Origin of the sequence: Spirillospora sp. NPDC048823 (assembly GCF_043198445.1) — a bacterium.
GTDB lineage: Bacteria > Actinomycetota > Actinomycetes > Streptosporangiales > Streptosporangiaceae > Spirillospora.
In genome coordinates, this window is sequence record NZ_JBICUT010000003.1 from 591,236 (window position 1) to 607,488 (window position 16,253).

Annotated in this window: 16 protein-coding genes; 14 read left to right on the forward strand and 2 right to left on the reverse strand. The window is 72.8% G+C overall.

Going from position 1 to position 16,253, the window contains the following annotated elements; all coding sequences use genetic code 11:
• Positions 1-136 precede the first annotated feature (136 nt).
• From ACGFK0_RS10320 to ACGFK0_RS10330, 3 genes are all read left to right on the forward strand, one after another.
• Complete coding sequence (locus tag ACGFK0_RS10320; RefSeq protein WP_392902586.1) at positions 137-769, forward strand: DUF4142 domain-containing protein; 633 nt, start codon at positions 137-139, stop codon at positions 767-769.
• A 35-nt stretch (positions 770-804) separates the two neighbouring features.
• Entirely contained in the window at positions 805-2,289 is a 1,485-nt protein-coding gene (locus ACGFK0_RS10325; protein ID WP_392902589.1) for a DUF1996 domain-containing protein, read from the forward strand.
• Positions 2,290-2,440: 151 nt separating this feature from the next.
• Positions 2,441-3,100, forward strand: a complete 660-nt coding sequence (locus tag ACGFK0_RS10330) for an NAD(P)H-binding protein (protein ID WP_392902591.1) — start codon at positions 2,441-2,443, stop codon at positions 3,098-3,100.
• Positions 3,101-3,128: 28 nt separating this feature from the next.
• Here ACGFK0_RS10330 and ACGFK0_RS10335 read toward each other — a convergent pair whose 3' ends face one another.
• Complete coding sequence (locus tag ACGFK0_RS10335; RefSeq protein ID WP_392902593.1) at positions 3,129-4,931, reverse strand: AMP-dependent synthetase/ligase; 1,803 nt, start codon at positions 4,929-4,931, stop codon at positions 3,129-3,131.
• 231 nt (positions 4,932-5,162) lie between these two features.
• Between ACGFK0_RS10335 and ACGFK0_RS10340 the strand changes: the two genes are divergently transcribed.
• The 6 genes from ACGFK0_RS10340 to ACGFK0_RS10365 all read left to right on the forward strand — a co-directional run bounded on the left by ACGFK0_RS10340 (position 5,163) and on the right by ACGFK0_RS10365 (position 9,462).
• A complete protein-coding gene (locus tag ACGFK0_RS10340) occupies positions 5,163-5,855 on the forward strand; it encodes a copper homeostasis protein CutC (RefSeq protein WP_392902595.1) in 693 nt (230 codons plus the stop codon).
• Positions 5,856-5,965: 110 nt separating this feature from the next.
• On the forward strand, positions 5,966-6,733 hold the full coding sequence (locus tag ACGFK0_RS10345; protein ID WP_392902598.1) for a metallophosphoesterase: 768 nt from the start codon (positions 5,966-5,968) through the stop codon (positions 6,731-6,733).
• A gap of 66 nt (positions 6,734-6,799) precedes the next feature.
• Positions 6,800-7,234 carry an SRPBCC family protein gene (locus tag ACGFK0_RS10350; protein WP_392902600.1) on the forward strand — a complete coding sequence of 145 codons (435 nt, stop codon included), beginning with the start codon at positions 6,800-6,802 and terminating at the stop codon, positions 7,232-7,234.
• A gap of 53 nt (positions 7,235-7,287) precedes the next feature.
• On the forward strand, positions 7,288-7,746 hold the full coding sequence (locus ACGFK0_RS10355; protein ID WP_392902603.1) for a hypothetical protein: 459 nt from the start codon (positions 7,288-7,290) through the stop codon (positions 7,744-7,746).
• Between the two features lie 46 nt (positions 7,747-7,792).
• Positions 7,793-8,761, forward strand: coding sequence for an ROK family glucokinase (locus ACGFK0_RS10360; RefSeq protein ID WP_392902606.1), 969 nt, complete (start codon positions 7,793-7,795; stop codon positions 8,759-8,761).
• Positions 8,762-8,763: 2 nt separating this feature from the next.
• The gene (locus ACGFK0_RS10365) at positions 8,764-9,462 is read left to right on the forward strand and encodes an endonuclease/exonuclease/phosphatase family protein (RefSeq protein ID WP_392902608.1); all 699 of its coding nucleotides are present in this window, start codon (positions 8,764-8,766) and stop codon (positions 9,460-9,462) included.
• Here the strand turns inward: ACGFK0_RS10365 and ACGFK0_RS10370 are convergent.
• Positions 9,459-10,298, reverse strand: coding sequence for a hypothetical protein (locus tag ACGFK0_RS10370; RefSeq protein WP_392902611.1), 840 nt, complete (start codon positions 10,296-10,298; stop codon positions 9,459-9,461). The genes ACGFK0_RS10365 and ACGFK0_RS10370 overlap by 4 nt on opposite strands.
• 378 nt (positions 10,299-10,676) lie before the next feature.
• Here ACGFK0_RS10370 and ACGFK0_RS10375 point away from each other — a divergent pair, with 378 nt between their 5' ends.
• The 5 genes from ACGFK0_RS10375 (at position 10,677) to thiI (ending at position 16,237) form a co-directional block, all read left to right on the forward strand.
• Positions 10,677-11,390, forward strand: coding sequence for a lysophospholipid acyltransferase family protein (locus tag ACGFK0_RS10375; protein ID WP_392902613.1), 714 nt, complete (start codon positions 10,677-10,679; stop codon positions 11,388-11,390).
• A gap of 253 nt (positions 11,391-11,643) precedes the next feature.
• The gene (gene macS / locus ACGFK0_RS10380; protein WP_392902615.1) at positions 11,644-12,792 is read left to right on the forward strand and encodes a MacS family sensor histidine kinase; all 1,149 of its coding nucleotides are present in this window, start codon (positions 11,644-11,646) and stop codon (positions 12,790-12,792) included.
• Positions 12,793-12,825: 33 nt separating this feature from the next.
• On the forward strand, positions 12,826-13,464 hold the full coding sequence (locus ACGFK0_RS10385; RefSeq protein ID WP_392902890.1) for a response regulator: 639 nt from the start codon (positions 12,826-12,828) through the stop codon (positions 13,462-13,464).
• 352 nt (positions 13,465-13,816) lie between these two features.
• A complete protein-coding gene (locus tag ACGFK0_RS10390) occupies positions 13,817-14,842 on the forward strand; it encodes a 6-phosphofructokinase (RefSeq protein ID WP_392902618.1) in 1,026 nt (341 codons plus the stop codon).
• Between the two features lie 132 nt (positions 14,843-14,974).
• Positions 14,975-16,237, forward strand: coding sequence for a tRNA uracil 4-sulfurtransferase ThiI (gene thiI, locus ACGFK0_RS10395; protein ID WP_392902620.1), 1,263 nt, complete (start codon positions 14,975-14,977; stop codon positions 16,235-16,237).
• Positions 16,238-16,253: the final 16 nt, after the last annotated feature.

Consider the following 16,253-nt stretch of genomic DNA (forward strand, 5'->3'; position numbering starts at 1 on the left):
CGGCGGCCAATTCGGGCGTGTGAAAAAGAGGAAATCAGATGAGCGCTCTTGAACCCGGTACCCCGCGTGGCGCGTATCTCCCACAGAACCCGCGCCGGGTCCGTCGAGAGATCCTCGAAAGGAGGAAGAAGTTCCCTTGAGGAAATCCTACGGAATCGCCGAAATGCGCAGGCTGCCACGCCTTCGCCTGGGCCGCACCCTGCTGATTCTGGCGGCCGTGGCGGCCGTGGGGGCCGCCTTCGTGGTCGTCATGAACCCGGTCGGCGTCCCCGCCAGCGGCGCGGCGAACCTCGGTGGCACCGTGAACACCCGCTGGGGACGTCTGAGCACTTTGGACAGGAAGTTGCTCGTCGCGGTGCGGCAGGCCGGCCTCTGGGAGATCCCCGCAGGCCAGCAGGCACAGCAGCGTGCCTCCAGCCCCCGGGTGAGGGAGGTCGCCGAGATCATCTGGCAGCAGCACGTGCAGCTGGACGCGGACGCCCGCGCGACCGCGGAGCGGCTCGGCGTGCTCCTCCCGAACGAGCCCAACGGGAGCCAGAAAGCCTGGCTGAGAGAGATGTCAGGCAAATTCGGCGCCGATTACGACAAGATCTGGGTGCATCGGCTGCGCGCCGCACACGGGGCGGTCTTCACCGTCATCGCCAAGGTGCGCTCGCAGTCCGAGAACAGCGAGGTCCGTGCGTTCGCCGAGCGTTCCATGAAGTTCGTCAACACGCACATGTCGCTGCTGGAGAGCACCGGCCTGGTACCCAGGCGTGCTCTGAAATGACGTACATCCCACCCCGCAAAAGGGAGTACCTTTCCATGGGAAGCAAGAAAAAAGCCTTCGCCGTGATCATTCCGGCGCTCGCCCTTGTCACGTCGGCGTGTCAGACGACGCCCGGCGGGATCGCCGCCCCGCAACCCGGCGCAAGCACGTCGGCCGCCGCGGACGGCTCGGACCTCGAAGGCGGCGGGAATCTCGACGATGTCAACAACCCGGGCGCCCCCACCGGAGCTCCGACCGGCTACCCGAACGGCGGCGGCCAGCAGCCCGGCGGCGGTCAACAGACCCCGGGCGGCGGTCAGCAAGATCCGGGCGGCGGTCAGCAGGACCCGGGCGGCGGCCAGCAGACCCCGGGCGGCGGTCAGCAAGATCCGGGCGGCGGTCAGCAGGACCCCGGCGGCGGTCAGCAGGACCCGGGCGACGGCGGCGGCCAGCCGGGCGACGGCCAGGGCAACGACCAGGGCGACGGTCAGGGCAACGACCATGGCCAGGGCAACGACCAGGGCCAGGGCAACGACCAGGGCGACGGCCAGGAAGTCGAGATCCCGGAGCTGAGGGCCGACCAGTTCGTCCCGATCCAGCAGGCGCCGCGCGTGCGGCAGCCGCGCAACACCCGGCGGGCCTCCACCGGTGTGTTCAGTGTGGACTGCGGCACGAACGAGGGCCAGGCGCACAGCAACCCCGACAACGTGCTCGCGGCGCCCGGCGTCGTGAACGGCGCGCACCACATCCACGACTACGTCGGCAACCTCGACACCGACGCCTTCTCGACCGACGAGACCTTCGCCGCGGCCGGGACGACCTGCGAGAACGGCGACAAGTCGGCCTACTTCTGGCCGGTGCTGCGGCTTCGCGCGGGCCAGGACGACTCCGAGCGGGCCGAGCAGAGCCAGATCGACGGCAACATCGGCAGCATCGTCGAGCCGGCCGAGGCGCGCCTGGAGTTCCTGGGCAATCCGCGCAGCAAGGTGACCGCGATGCCGCAGTTCATCCGGGTCGCCACCGGTGACGCGAAGGCCGTGACGAACGGCCTGCAGAACGCGAAGGCGCTGTGGATGTGCACGGGCTTCGAGGAGCGGGCGTTCACCGACAAGTACCCGCTCTGCCCGGAGGGCAGCCAGGTCGCGCGTGTGCTGAACTTCCCGAGCTGCTGGGACGGCCAGAACACCGACAGCGCCAACCACCGCGACCACATCGCCTTCCCCGACGAGCGGACGGGCGCCTGCCCGGAGGGCACTCAGGCCGTGCCGCAGCTGCGGATGACCCTGACCTACGACGTGCCCGCGGAGCCGCTGGCGTTCGCGCTGGACAGCTTCCCCGAGTCGGGCCACGACCCGGTGACCGACCACGGCGACTTCATCAACGTGATGGGTGAAGAGCTGATGCAGCAGGCGGTCAACACCATCAACGGCAGGGGCGGCGGCCAGAACGGCGGCGGCGGCCAGAACGGCGATGGCGGTCAGAACGGCGGCGGCCAGGAGGGCGGCGACCAGCCCACGACCCGGCCCAAGCGCCACCACTGATCCACCGGACGTCCGGGTGATCCGGACCGCCCCGGGCTGACCCGGACGCGCGGCCGGTGAGGATGCCGTCTTCGACCTTCGGCGGCATACTCACCGGCCGCGCCCGCGTGCCCGCGCGATTCCGGGCGCCCCGGCTCCGTACGATCGGGGCATGGACATCGTGATCGCGGGCGGGCACGGGAAGATCGCACTGCGGCTGTCGCGGCTGCTGGCCGCGCGGGGGGACACCGTGCTGAGCCTGATCCGCAATCCCGGCCACGCGTCCGACGTGCGCGGCACCGGCGCCGAGCCGGTGGTGTGCGACCTGGAGTCGGCGGACGCCGGCGAGGTCGCCGGCCATCTGACCGGGGCGGACGCGGTCGTGTTCGCCGCCGGGGCGGGGCCGGGCAGCGGCGCGGCGCGCAAGGACACCGTCGACCGGGCCGCGTCGGTGCTGACGGCGGACGCGGCGGAGCGCGCGGGCGTCCGCGGCTTCGTGCAGATCTCCGCGATGGGCGCGGGGGAGCCGCCGCCGCCGGGCCGCGGTGAGGCGTGGGAGGCCTACATCAGGGCCAAGGGCGAGGCGGAGGACGACCTGCGCCGCCGGGACGCCCTCGACTGGCTGATCCTGCGGCCGGGCCGCCTCACCGACGACCCGGCCACCGGCAGGGTGACCCTCGCCGAACCGCCCATCGGGCACGGCGCGGTCACCCGCGACGACGTGGCGGCGGTCATCGTGGCGCTGCTCGACGCCGGCGACGTCCGCCGCCGCACGCTCGACCTCCTCAACGGCGAAACCCCGGTCGGGGACGCCGTCAACGCGCTGCGCTGACCGGGCGAGGGCGGGCCCGCACCCCGGGTCAGCCGGTGTAGAGCGACTCGATCTCGCCGGCGAAGGCCTTCATCACGACGTTGCGCTTGACCTTCAGGCTCGGTGTCATGTGGCCGGCCTCCTCGGTGAAGTCCACGCCGAGGATCACGTACTTCTTGATCGCCTCGGCGCGGCTGACCGACTTGTTGGCCTCGGCGACGGCGGCCTCGATCGCGGCGATGACATCGGGGTCGAGGCGCAGCTCGTCCACCGTCATCGTCTCGGGCTTGCCGTGCCGTTCCTTCCACGGGCCGAGCGCCTCCTCGTCCAGCGTGACGAGGGCGCTGATGAACTTGCGGCCGTCGCCGACGACCAGGCACTGGCTGATCAGCGGGTGCGCGCGGAGCCTGTCCTCCAGCGGTGCGGGCGCGACGTTCTTGCCGGCCGCGGTCACGAGGATCTCCTTCTTGCGGCCGGTGATGCGCAGGAACCCGTCGTCGTCGAGGGAGCCGAGGTCGCCGGTGTGGAGCCAGCCGTCCTCCAGGGCCTCCTTGGTGGCGGCCTCGTTGTTCCAGTAGCCGCGCAGGATGTTGATGCCGCGGACGAGGACCTCGCCGTCCTCGGCGATGCGGACGTCCACGCCCGGGATCGGCTGACCGACGGTGCCGATCTTGAGGGCGGTGGGGCGGTTGACGCTGGCGGGAGCGGTCGTCTCGGTGAGCCCGTAGCCCTCCAGGATCGTGATGCCGACGCCGCGGAAGAAGTGCCCGAGGCGCTCGCCGAGCGCGGCCCCGCCGGACACCGCGTACTGCACCTTGCCGCCGACGGCCGCGCGCAGCTTCCCGTAGACCAGCGCGTCGAAGACCTTGTGCTTGGCCTTGAGGCCGAGGCCCGGCCGGCCGTCGTCCAGTGCCCGGCTGTAGGCGATCGCGGTCTCGGCGGCCGCCTTGAAGATCTTGCCCTTGCCGTCGGCCTCGGCCTTCTGCTCGGCGCCGTTGTAGACCTTCTCGAAGACGCGCGGGACGGCCAGCAGGAAGGTCGGCTGGAAGGAGGCGAGGTCGGGCAGCAGGTTCGGGATGTCGCTGTGCCCGAGGACGATGCCGCCCTCGATCGTGGCGACCTGGATGAGCCGGGCGAACACGTGCGCCAGCGGCAGGAACAGCAGTGTGGAGCTGCCCTCCACGGCGACCTCGGCGATCGCGCCCTGGACGGCGTTGCGGGACGTCGCCACGAGGTTCCCGTGGGTGAGCTCGCAGCCCTTGGGGCGTCCGGTGGTGCCGGAGGTGTAGACGAGCGTGGCGAGGTCCGCGGCGGTGCGGGAGCGGCGGCGCTCCTCGACGACGTCGTCGCCGGTGCCGGTGCCGAGTTCGCGTACCCGGTCGACGCCGCCCGCGTCGATGCCCCAGACGTGCGCGAGGCCGGGGAGGCGCTCGCGCACCTCATCGACCGAGGCCATGTGCGCGTCCGTCTCGGCGAACACGGCCTTCGCGCCGGAGTCGCCGACGATCCACTCGATCTGCTCGGCGGAGGACGTCTCGTAGATGGGGACCGAGACCGCGCCGGCGGTCCAGATCGCGTAGTCGAGAACGGTCCATTCGTAGCGGGTCCGCGACAGCAGGCACACCCGGTCGCCGGACTCGATCCCGGCGGCCACCAGGCCCTTGGCGACGGCCGCGACCTCGGCCGCGAACTCGGCCGCGGTGACGGCGCTCCACGCCGCCCCCTCGCCCGAGCCGTTCTTGCGGCGCGCCACGATCACGCCGGGATCCTCTGCGGCCCTGGTGAAGGGCGCGTCGGTCAGGGTGGCGGAATCGGGGACCTCCACCATCACGGGAACGCTGAACTCGCGCACGGCCTGCTCCTGTAGTCGATCTTCGAGGTCGGCGGGGAAGTCCCCACGAGGCTTCTCCGGTTGACGAATGATACCCATGAGTAGGGACTTTGCCCCGAAGGCCCGGTCATCGGCACCCGCCGGCGGTACGGGTTAACGGCACGGCAAAGACCGGCCGTCACCGGCGGCGTCCGCCGCGTGGTCGCCTACGCTTGGGCCGGTCGCACACGAACGGGGTTCCGGGGGATCGCCATGCTGCTCGAAGTGATCGCGCTGACGGCCGAGGACGCGCGGGCGGCGCAGGACGGCGGCGCCGACCGGCTCGAGGTCGTCGCCGACATGGCCGCGGACGGCCTCACCCCCGATCCCGACGTCGTCGAGGCGGTCCGGAAGGTCACCACTCTGCCGATGCGGGTGATGCTGCGGGCCAACGCCGGTTTCCGCACGACCGGCTTCGAACTGGACCGGCTGAGGCGCGCCGCCGCGGGTCTCGCCGAGGCGGGCGCGGACGGGTTCGTCTTCGGCTTCCTCGACTCGTTCGGCCACATCGACACGGCCGCGACCGGCAAGCTCGCCGCCGACGCCGCCCCGCTGCCCTGGACGTTCCACCGCGCGCTCGACCACGCCGCCGACCCCGGCGCCGCGTGGGACGCCGTCCGGCATCTCGGCGGCGGGCCCGACACGGTCCTCACGGCCGGCTCCGCGCGGGGCGTGGACGCCGGGGTGGACGTCCTCGTCCGGCGCGCCGCCGAGGACCCGGACTCCGCCAAGATGATCATGGCCGGGGGAGGGTTGCGCCGCAAGCACGTCGCGCTCCTCGCCGCCGCGGGCGTGACCGCGTTCCACGTGGGCACCGCCGTCCGCCCGGACGGCGCCTGGGACGCCCCCGTGGAACCCGCGCTCGTGAGCGAGTGGCGCTCCCTGGTGTCCGCCGCGACCGGCTGACCGGGCCCGCCCGCGGTGTTCCGCCCGCGGTGTTCCGCCCGCGGTGTTCCGCCCGGTCGGCGCGGAACCCGGCCATTCTCGTGGGCGGTGTGCCCTATTAGAGTCGGTTCATGAGGATCCACGTGGTGAGCGACGTCCATGGCCGCGCGGATGCGCTGACGAGCGCGGCGGACGGCGCGGACGTGCTCATCTGCCTGGGCGACCTGATCCTGTTCGTCGACTACCACGACCACGCGCAGGGGATCTTCGCCGACCTGTTCGGGCAGGAGAACGCCGAGCACTTCATCACGCTGCGCACCGAGCGGCGCTTCGACGAGGCCCGCGAGTTCTCCCGCGGGCTGTGGGCGTCCCTCGACGGCGACGCGTGGCCCCACATCGAACGCGCGGTCGACCGGCAGTACGCCGAACTGTTCGCGGCCATGCCGGCCCCCGCGTACCTGACGTACGGCAACGTGGACGTCCCGCGCATGTGGGGAGCGCACCTGCGGGACGGCCACCACGTCCTGGACGGCGAGACCACCGAGATCGGCGGCCTCCGGTTCGGGTTCGTCGGCGGCGGCCTGCGCACCGAGTACCGCACCCCCTACGAACTGGACGACGACGCGTTCGCCGCCAAGGTCGAGGCCGTCGGCGAGGTGGACGTGCTGTGCTGCCACATCCCGCCCGACGTCCCCGAGCTGCTGTACGACACGGTGGCGCGCAGGTTCGAACGCGGCAGCAGGGCGATCCTGGACGCGATCCACCGGACGCAGCCGAAGTACGTGCTGTTCGGGCACGTCCACCAGCCGCTCGCGAGCCGGATGCGCATCGGCCGCACCGAATGCGTGAACGTGGGCCACTTCCGGGCCCGTGGCGTGCCGCACGTACTGACGGTGTGAAAGATACTTTCTCTAGGACAGCGGGCCCGCGCGCGTGGGCTCACCGAGAGCCGGAGGGAGACGCAGATGGCGGACCGCACGAGTTCCACCATCACGGTCAAGGCCGGGAAGGCCGAGATCATGGCGGTGATCGCCGACCTTGAGGGGTACCCGGGGTGGGCGAGCGGCATCCGCGGGTTCACCGTCCAGGAGACGGGCGAGGACGGCCGGGCGTCCCTCGCCAAGCTGACCTTCGACGGCGGCCCGTTCAGCGACACCGTCGGCCTCGCCTACACCTGGGAGGGCGACGACCGGGTGACGTGGAAGCTGGTGGAGCAGGGCTCGGTCGTCACCGGCCTGCACGGCTCCTACAGCCTGGAGGAGAGGGACGGATCCACCGAGGTGACCTACGAGCTCGCCGTGGACGTCCGGATACCGCTGATCGGCATGGTGAAGCGCAAGGGCGAGAAGCGGATCACCGACTCGGCCCTCAAGGGCCTCAAACGCCACGTGGAGAGCTGAACACCACGCCCAAGCGATACCGTGCACGCCGACGACCGATGGAAGATGGACCCATGAGCGAGCAGCCGGGCGACGTCCTGGACGAGGCGGCCAAGCTTTTCGACACGCTGATCAGGCGGGTGGCCGGAGGCGGAGGCGCCGGCCGGGACCGCGGTGCGGGCGGGGACGCGTGGGGGCGGGCCACCGCCGAGGAGCCGCGCATCGCCACCGGCGCCCCGGAATGCCTCGACTGCCCGGTCTGCCGGGCGATCGCGGTGAAGCGCGAGGCGGGCGGCGACGTCGGCCGGCATCTGCACGAGGCCGGCCGGTCGCTGCTCGCCGCCGCACTGGACGTGGTGGCGGCGTTCGACCGGACGGGTTCCGGCCGGACGGGTTCCGGCCGGACAAGCCGGAACCGGCCGCCGGAGGCGTCGAAGAGCCCGCGGGCGGGTAGGTCCGAGCGGTCGGAACGTCCGGAGACGGGTGATGTGTGGTCGGTCGCCACGGGCGGCGGCCCCACCGACATCGGGTAGTGCGGTACAGGCTCCAGCCGGGGCGCGCGAGGAGGAGGAAGGGTACATGGCCCTGACCATCGGCGTGGATGTGGGCGGTACGAAGGTCGCCGCAGGGGTCGTCGACGACCGGGGGACGATTCTGGAGAAGGTACGCAGGCCGACTCCATCGACCAACCCCAAGGAGACCGCTGAGACCATCGCCGAGGTCGTCGACCTCCTGGCGGGCAAGTTCGAAGAGGTGTCGGCGGTCGGCCTCGGCACCGCGGGCTTCGTCGACGAGACCCGTTCCACCGTCCTGTTCGCGCCGAACCTGGCCTGGCGGGACGAGCCGATCAAGGAGAAGGTGGAGAGCCTCGTCGGCCTGCCGGTCGTGGTGGAGAACGACGGCAACGCCACCGCCTGGGGCGAGGCCCGCTTCGGCGCCGGCCGCGGCGAGAACTTCCTCGTCCTGGTGGCCCTCGGCACCGGTATCGGCGGCGGCATCATCATCAATGGCGAGCTGTACCGGGGCAGTTTCGGCATCGGCGCCGAGATGGGGCATTTCCGGGTCGTCCCGGACGGCCGCCGCTGCGGCTGCGGCAACCGCGGCTGCTGGGAGCAGTACGCCAGCGGCAACGCCCTCGTCCACGAGGCCCGGGACCTGGCCCGGGTGGCGCCCGCGATGGCGGGACGCCTGCTGGAGCTCGGCGAGGGCCGGCCCGAGGGCATCAGCGGCCCGGAGGTGTCACAGGCGGCCCGCGAGGGAGACAAGGCCGCCCTGGAGTGCTTCCGGACCATCGCGCACTGGGCGGGCCAGGGTCTTGCCGACCTCAGTGCGATCCTCGACCCGGGCGCGTTCATCATCGGCGGCGGCCTGTCGGACGCCGGCGATCTGCTGCTCGACCCGATCCGCTCGGCGTTCGAGGACGCCCTGACCGGCCGCGGCCACCGCCCCCTGCCCGACATCCGCATCGCCGAGCTGGGCTCGGCGGCGGGGATCGTCGGCGCCGCGGACCTGGCACGCGTCCGCCCCCTCCAGGACGTCGTCGTCTAGGGATGGCGTCCGTCCGCCTGCTGAGCTACAACATCCGGTCGCTGCGCGACGACCCGGCCGCCGTGGCCCGGGTCGTCCGCGGCATCGCCCCGGACGTGACGTGCCTGCAGGAGGTCCCGCGCTTCTTGGGCTGGCGCCTCCGGCGCCGCCGACTCGCCCGCGCGTGCGGCCTGCGGATCGCGGCGGGACGGCGGGCCTGCGGGCTCGCCGTCCTCACCGCACCGCACGTCCACCGGGTGGCCCGCGAGTTCCACCTGCTCACCCCCGAACCGGGCCTGCACCGCCGCGCCCTGGCGATCGCCGTCCTGGAGACCGGCGGAACCCGGCTCATCGCCGCGAGCACCCACCTGGACGTGCTGGGCGAGCCGCGCCTGCGCCACGTCCACGAGATCCTCGCCCACCTCGACCGCGCCCGCGCCCGCTACCAGGCCCCGGTCGTCCTCGCCGGAGACTTCAACGAGGACCCCGGTGGCCCATCCTGGACACTCCTCACCGAGCACCTCCGGGACGCCTACCGGGCGGCCCCCGCGGGCGGCGAACTCACCTTCCCCGCCCGCGACCCCCGCAGGCGGATCGACGCCGTCTTCGCCGACCCTTCCGTCCGCATAACCGCCTGCGGTGTCCCCACCCCCGATACGGCCGCCGACCACGCGGAGGCCACAGACCACCGGCCCGTGACGGCCGACCTGGAACTCCCTTAGACGACCGCGCCGTCGTCGGGGTCCCTTGGCTCGTCGCCCATGCGGAGGACGAGGGTGACGAAGCCGCCGATGAAGGCGGCGACGGCCAGGAAGGCGGCCCAGCCGGGGACCTCCCAGTCGAGGATGACGGTGACGAGCAGGTAGACGGGCCCGCCGATCAGGGCGATCCAGGCGCTCTTGGTGAGGGGGTCGGCGCTGGGCAGCGGCGGCGGCGGGGGCGGGATGTAGTGGCCGTCCGCGTCGTCGTCCGGGGGGATCTCCGGATCTTCGGCGGGCTTGATGACGCGGGCGCGGGGGAGGCGTCCGGTGCGGTCGTCGCCTTCCCGCGGGGGGTCGGCGGGCTCGCGGAGGTTCTCCTCGTCGGGCCAGGGGACGTCGTCGCCCTCGGGGACGGAGTCGTACCCGGCGACGATCTCGGCCCAGATGGCGTCCTCGTCGCGGTCGGCGGGGAGGTCGGTGTCCTTGGCCTTGGCGGGGGCGTGGTCCGCGGCGGCGTCGCGGTTCTCCGCGGCGTCGCGGGGGCCGGCGAGGTCGGTTTCGGGGCGTTCGGCGTCCGGGCCGCGGGCGGAGGTGTCGCGCAGTCGGGCGAGGTGGGCGCGCAGGATGCCCTCGGCGGCGGGTTTCATGTCGACGTCGACGTACAGCCGGTCGAGGACGTCGCCGGCGACGGGTTCGCCGGACGGGTCGGTCAGGTCGGAGAGGTCGGACGGCGAGGCCGCGTACGCCGCCACGCCCGCCTCCCCGAGCGCCGCCAGCATCGCGTCGGCGAGGTGCGGCGCGAGGTCGACCAGCGGGGCGTAGGTGTCGGCCGACAGTCCATTGCCACGGCGATTCACGGGGCCGGCTCCTTCGACTCCGGCGTGACCGACAGCACCGGCATGACGGCCTCCGCTCCCCCAACGACATGTGCCCGGTGGCGCCCCCGGCTCGCGGCGGCACTTCCGGACACCCTGAAACGTGTGTCCCACGGTATTCGCTGCGCCGCCCGGGACAAGCCCCCGGGCGCACCCGATTGAGATTTACGTCAGAGCCTACGTTCATTCGGCCGCCGCTCGCCGCATCGCTTCGGCGCGCGACCGGGCGGGCCGCCCGGGACCCGGGGAGTACCGGCCGGTAGATGGATGGGACGTGGAGTGGGAAGATGTCCCATCATCTCTCGTCGGTCAGGGACCGGTCGTGCTCATCCAGGGCACGCGGTCCGAGGAAGGTCCCGCATGCTCTGGTTCTGGATCCTGCTCCGGATCGTTCTCTCGCCCCTCATGTACCTCCTGTGGTGGCCGCGGAACCGGGGGATGAAGAACGTCCCCAAGCGGGGGCCGGCGCTGCTGGTGGGCAACCACCTGTCGTTCGCCGACCATTTCTTCGGGCCGCTGCCGCTGATGCGGCCGATCTTCTTCATCGGCAAGGGCGAGTACTTCACCGGCAAGGGGGTCAAGGGGCTGATCAGCAAGGCGTTCATGACCGGGGTGGGCGTGGTGCCGGTGGACCGGACGGGCGGCTCGGCGGCCGACGCGGCGCTGCAGACCGGGCTGCGGATCCTCGCGGAGGGCAAGCTGCTCGGCATCTACCCGGAGGGCACCCGGGCCCCCGACAACCGGCTGTACCGCGGCAAGACGGGCGCCGCGCGGCTGGCGCTGAAGTCGCGGGTCCCGGTGATCCCGATGGCGATGATCAACACGTTCGAGCTGATGCCGCCCGGCCAGACCTACCCGCGGCTCGGTGTCCGGCCGGGCGTCCGGTTCGGCAAGCCGATGGACTTCTCCCGCCACTACGGCCGCGAGGACGACAAGGCGGTCCTGCGGGAGGTCACCGACGAGATCATGAACGCGATCAGGGAGCTGTCGGGGCAGGAGTACGTCGACCGGTACGCCGCCGAGGTGAAGGCGGAGATGGCCGGCAAGCCGACGCGGCCGGCCGAGGACGACTGAGGCCTGAGCGACCACGTATGAGCGAAGCGGACCGGGGGGTGTGGGGGGTCGTCCCTCCACAGTGGCACGTATGAGCGAAGCGGACCGGGGGGTGTGGGGGGTCGTCCCTCCACAGTGGCACGTATGAGCGAAGCGGACCCGGGGGGTGTGGGGGGTCGTCCCCCACAGCGGCATGGTTGAGCGAAGGCGGACCGGGAGGCGCGGGGCCCGCCCACCCGCGAGGGCGCGGATGATCGGGGCCGAGCCCCGGGGGATGGGGCTCGAGGCCGCGCTGTGGCGGGCGGTGGCGGTCTACCGCGGCCTGGCGCTGGTCTACGCCGGGCTCGTGATCGCGATGAACTCCGGCGGCTACGCGCATACGGCGGCCGGCTGGGCCGTCCTCGGTGTCATGGCCGCCTGGACGGCGTACGCGGTGCGGGCGTTCGGCGACCCGCGCAGGCGGGGGCGGGCGCTGCTGGGCGCCGATCTCGCCGTCGCGGCCGGATGCGTGCTCGCGACGGCCTGGGTGGAGACGGCGGAGAACATCGCGGCCGGGCGGCCGACGCTGCCGGTGTCGTGGGTGGCGGCCGCGGTGCTGTCATGGGCGGTGGCGGGCGGGCGGCGGCTCGGCGTCACCGCGGCGCTCGTGCTCGCCGCCGCGAACCTGACGGTGCACGCCATCGCCGGGACGGCCGGCGGGATGGGGTCGACGACGTTCAACGGCATCGTCCTGCTGTTCCTCGCGGGCCTCGTCGTCGGGCACGTCGTGCGGCTGGCGCTGGAGGCGGAGGCGCGGCTGGCGCGGGCCGTGGAACTGGAGTCGGCCACCCGGGAGCGGGAGCGGCTGGCGCGCCGCATCCACGATTCGGTCCTGCAGGTGCTGGCGATGGTGCAGCGGCGCGGCGGCGAGCTGGGCGGCGAGGCGGCGGAGCTGGGCCGGCTGGCGGGGGAGCAGGAGGCGGCGCTGCGGTCCCTCATCGGCACCGGCCCGGCCGTGCCCGCGCCGTCGCCGGGCGCCGGGGCCGGGGTCGACCTCCGGCCGCTGCTGACCGGCCACGCGTCTCCGTCGGTGACGGTCTCGACGCCGGCGACGGAGGTGCTGCTGCCCGGGCCCGCCGCCCGGGAGGTCGAGGCGGCGGTCGCGGCGGCGCTCGACAACGTCCGGCGGCACTGCGGCGCCGGTGCCCGCGCCTGGGTGCTGCTGGAGGACGGCGCCGGCGAGATCACCGTCAGCGTCCGGGACGACGGCCCCGGCATGGCCGCCGGGCGGCTCGAGGAGGCCGCGGCGGACGGCCGGCTCGGCGTCGCCCAGTCCATCCGCGGCCGGGTGGCCGACCTCGGCGGCAAGGTCACGATCGTCTCCACCGAGGCCGAGGGCACAGAGATCGAGCTGACCGTCCCCCGCCCCTGGCGCGCGGCTTAGGGTGTGGGCGTGAGCGACGTTCCCCTCAGGGTCATGGTCGTGGACGACCATCCGATGTGGCGCGAGGCGGTCGCCCGCGACCTCGCCGAGGCCGGTCACGACGTGGTCGCGACCGCCGGCGAGGGACGCGCCGCCATCCGCGTCGCCGCCGCCGCGCGCCCGCAGGTGGCCGTGGTCGACCTCCAGCTTCCCGACATCGGCGGCGTCGAGGTGACCCGCCATCTGGCCGCCGCGGACCCGCCCGTCCGCGTCCTGGTGCTGTCGGCGAGCGGTGAGCAGCAGGACGTGCTGGAGGCGGTGAAGGCGGGCGCCACCGGCTACCTGCTCAAGTCCGCCGCGCGCGAGGAGTTCCTGGACGCCGTCCGGCGCACCGGCGAGGGCGACGCCGTGTTCACCCCCGGCCTCGCCGGGCTGGTGCTCGGCGAGTACCGCCGCCTCGCCGCCGCGCCCGCCCGCGCCGACGACGACGCGCCGCGACTGACCGACCGCGAGACCGAGGTCCTGCGGCTGGTGGCGAAGGGCCTGACGTACAAGCAGATCGCGCAGCGGCTCGTCCTGTCCCATCGGACGGTGCAGAATCACGTCCAGAACACCCTCGGAAAGCTCCAGCTCCACAACCGCGTCGAACTCGTCCGCTACGCCATCGAGAAGGGTCTCGACCAAGACCGGTAGTGGACAGCGGACCTCCCGCCCGTCACATGAGCGCCGCGTTCGGCCCCGGCCCCTTCGGCTCAGGGCCGGCGGCGGCGCAGGAGGCCCCGCAAGGCGGCCGTGCGGCGGGTGCCCGGGGGCGTGCTGATCCAGGTCGGCGGGCGGATCCGCGTCTTCGGCCGGGACCCGGCGCGCTGATGCCGTCCACTCGGCGGACGACGTGCGGCGGGCGCCCGCGAGCGGCTATGGTCTAGACCAATGGCGGCACGCCGGGGCGGGCGGTGAATGCCCTGTGCGGCCGCGTCCGGATGGCTAGTCTGGCCCTGGCCATGTGAATCGAGGGAGGAGCCCGGTGGCGGGACAAGGAGAGGGCATGCGCGTCGGAGTGCTGACCGGAGGCGGTGACTGCCCCGGACTGAACGCTGTGATCCGCGCGGTCGTGCGCAAGGGCGTCCAGGTCTTCGGCTACGAGTTCGTCGGCTTCCGGGCCGGCTGGCGCGGCCCGCTCGAAGGCGACACCGTGGCCCTCGACGTGCAGGCCGTGCGCGGGATCCTGCCGCGCGGCGGGACGATCCTGGGCTCGTCCCGGACGAACCCCGTCAAGGTCGAGGGCGGCGTCGAGCGCATCAAGGACAACCTGGCCGGCCTCGGCGTGGACGCACTGATCGCGATCGGCGGCGAGGACACCCTCGGCGTCGCGCGCGAGCTGTACGCCAACGGGGTGAACGTCGTCGGCGTCCCGAAGACGATCGACAACGACCTCAACGCGACCGACTACACCTTCGGCTTCGACACCGCGGTGAACATCGGCACCGAGGCCGTCGACCGGCTGCACACCACCGCCGAGAGCCACCACCGCGCGCTGATCTGCGAGGTCATGGGGCGGCACGCGGGCTGGATAGCGCTGCATGTCGGGATGGCCGCCGGTGCCAACGTCATCCTGATTCCCGAGCGGCCCTTCGACATCGACAAGGTCGTCGAGTACGTGGAGAGCCGGTTCAAGACCCGCTACGCGCCGATCATCGTGGTGTCCGAGGGCGCCCACCCGGTCGACGGGCAGATGCAGCTGCAGACCGGGGAGCGGGACGCGTTCGGGCACGTCCGGCTCGGCGGCATGGGGCAGGCCCTCGCCGACGAGATCGAGAAGCGCACCGGCAAGGAGGCCCGCGCCACCGTGCTCGGGCACATCCAGCGCGGCGGCACCCCGACCGCGTTCGACCGCGTCCTCGCCACCCGCTTCGGCCTGCAGGCGATCGACGCCGTCAGCGACGGCGACTACGGCAAGATGGTGGCGCTCCAGGGCACCGACATCATCCGGGTCGGCCTCGACGAGGCGACCAAGACGCTGAAGACCGTCCCGCTGGAGCGATACGCCGAGGCCGAGGTCTTCTTCGGCTGACCGCCCGTCCTGGCGGGAACTCTGCTCCCCGCGCATGCGGGGATGGTCCCACGAGTATCGGGTCGCGGCATCGGCTCCACTGGGCCACACTGGAGGCTCCCTTTCGACCTGTTCCCGCCAGGAGGATCACGCATGACCACGCTCGACCCCGCGCCCGCGACCGTGCCGGCGCCCGCGCCGGCGCCGGCGGACGTCCGGGAGCAGTCACCGGTCGACGGCGAGCCGTGCGTGCTGCTCAAACTCGGCGAGGTCGTCCTCAAGGGCAAGAACCGCGAGCAGTTCGAGCGGCGCCTCGCCGACAACGTCCGCACCGCCGTCCGCCCGATCGCCCGGGTGGACGTCATCCGGCGCCACGGCGTCTTCATCGTCCGCAAGCACGACGCCGATCTGGCGACCATGGAACGGGTGGCGCAGCGCGTCACCGACGTCATGGGCATCGTGTGGGCGCACCGCGCCTGGCGGGTCGGCAAAGACCTCGCCAGCGTCGAACGCGCCGCGCTGGAGCTGATGGACGGGCGGATCGGCTCGTTCGCCGTCCGGGCCCGCCGCCGCGACAAGCGGTTCCCGATGACGTCCATGGAGCTCGACCGGCACATCGGCGCCCTCGTCGCCGCCCGGTACGGGCAGCCCGTCAGGCTCAAGGACCCCGAGCACACGCTGTCGATCGAGGTCGACCGCGACGAGGTGTTCGTCTACTCCGGAGGCCTGCCCGGCCAGGGCGGACTGCCCGTCGGCATGAGCGGCCGCGCCCTCGTGCTGATGTCGGGGGGCATCGACTCGCCCGTCGCCGCCTACCGGATGATGCGCCGCGGCCTGCGCGTCGACTACCTGCACTTCTCCGGCATGCCCTTCACCGGCCCGGAGTCGATCTACAAGGCGTACGCGCTGGTCCGCGAGCTGGACAGGTTCCAGGGCGGCTCCCGGCTGTTCGTCGTCCCGTTCGGCAAGGCGCAGCAGCAGATCAAGACGTCCGGCGCCGACCGGCTCGCCGTGATCGCGCAGCGCCGGCTGATGCTGCGCACCGGCGAGATCCTCGCCCGCCGGCTGCGCGGCAGCGCGCTGATCACCGGTGACGCGCTCGGCCAGGTGTCCAGCCAGACGCTGACCAACATCACCGCGCTGGACGACGCCGTCGAGCTGCCGATCCTGCGTCCCCTCGTCGGCATGGACAAGGTCGAGATCATGGACCAGGCGCGGCGCATCCGCACCCTGACGATCTCCGAGCTGCCGGACGAGGACTGCTGCACCGTGCTGGCGCCGCGCCGCGCCGAGACCAAGGCCAGGATCGACGACCTGCGGCAGATCGAGAAGCGCCTCGACGCCGGGGAACTCGCCGACCAGCTCGCCGGCTCCGTCCAGGAGCACCGTCCCGTCTACGGCGACACGGCCGGCTGAGCGCGGGGCCCGGCGC

Coding starts and splice junctions, on each gene's coding strand:
- ACGFK0_RS10325 (WP_392902589.1), top strand. CDS start 805: ATGGGAAGCAAGAAAAAAGCCTTCGCCGTGATCATTCCGGCGCTCGCC.
- ACGFK0_RS10330 (WP_392902591.1), top strand. CDS start 2,441: ATGGACATCGTGATCGCGGGCGGGCACGGGAAGATCGCACTGCGGCTG.
- ACGFK0_RS10365 (WP_392902608.1), top strand. CDS start 8,764: ATGGCGTCCGTCCGCCTGCTGAGCTACAACATCCGGTCGCTGCGCGAC.
- ACGFK0_RS10360 (WP_392902606.1), top strand. CDS start 7,793: ATGGCCCTGACCATCGGCGTGGATGTGGGCGGTACGAAGGTCGCCGCA.
- thiI (WP_392902620.1), top strand. CDS start 14,975: ATGACCACGCTCGACCCCGCGCCCGCGACCGTGCCGGCGCCCGCGCCG.
- ACGFK0_RS10375 (WP_392902613.1), top strand. CDS start 10,677: ATGCTCTGGTTCTGGATCCTGCTCCGGATCGTTCTCTCGCCCCTCATG.
- ACGFK0_RS10355 (WP_392902603.1), top strand. CDS start 7,288: ATGAGCGAGCAGCCGGGCGACGTCCTGGACGAGGCGGCCAAGCTTTTC.
- ACGFK0_RS10340 (WP_392902595.1), top strand. CDS start 5,163: ATGCTGCTCGAAGTGATCGCGCTGACGGCCGAGGACGCGCGGGCGGCG.
- ACGFK0_RS10385 (WP_392902890.1), top strand. CDS start 12,826: ATGGTCGTGGACGACCATCCGATGTGGCGCGAGGCGGTCGCCCGCGAC.
- ACGFK0_RS10390 (WP_392902618.1), top strand. CDS start 13,817: ATGCGCGTCGGAGTGCTGACCGGAGGCGGTGACTGCCCCGGACTGAAC.
- ACGFK0_RS10350 (WP_392902600.1), top strand. CDS start 6,800: ATGGCGGACCGCACGAGTTCCACCATCACGGTCAAGGCCGGGAAGGCC.
- macS (WP_392902615.1), top strand. CDS start 11,644: ATGGGGCTCGAGGCCGCGCTGTGGCGGGCGGTGGCGGTCTACCGCGGC.
- ACGFK0_RS10345 (WP_392902598.1), top strand. CDS start 5,966: ATGAGGATCCACGTGGTGAGCGACGTCCATGGCCGCGCGGATGCGCTG.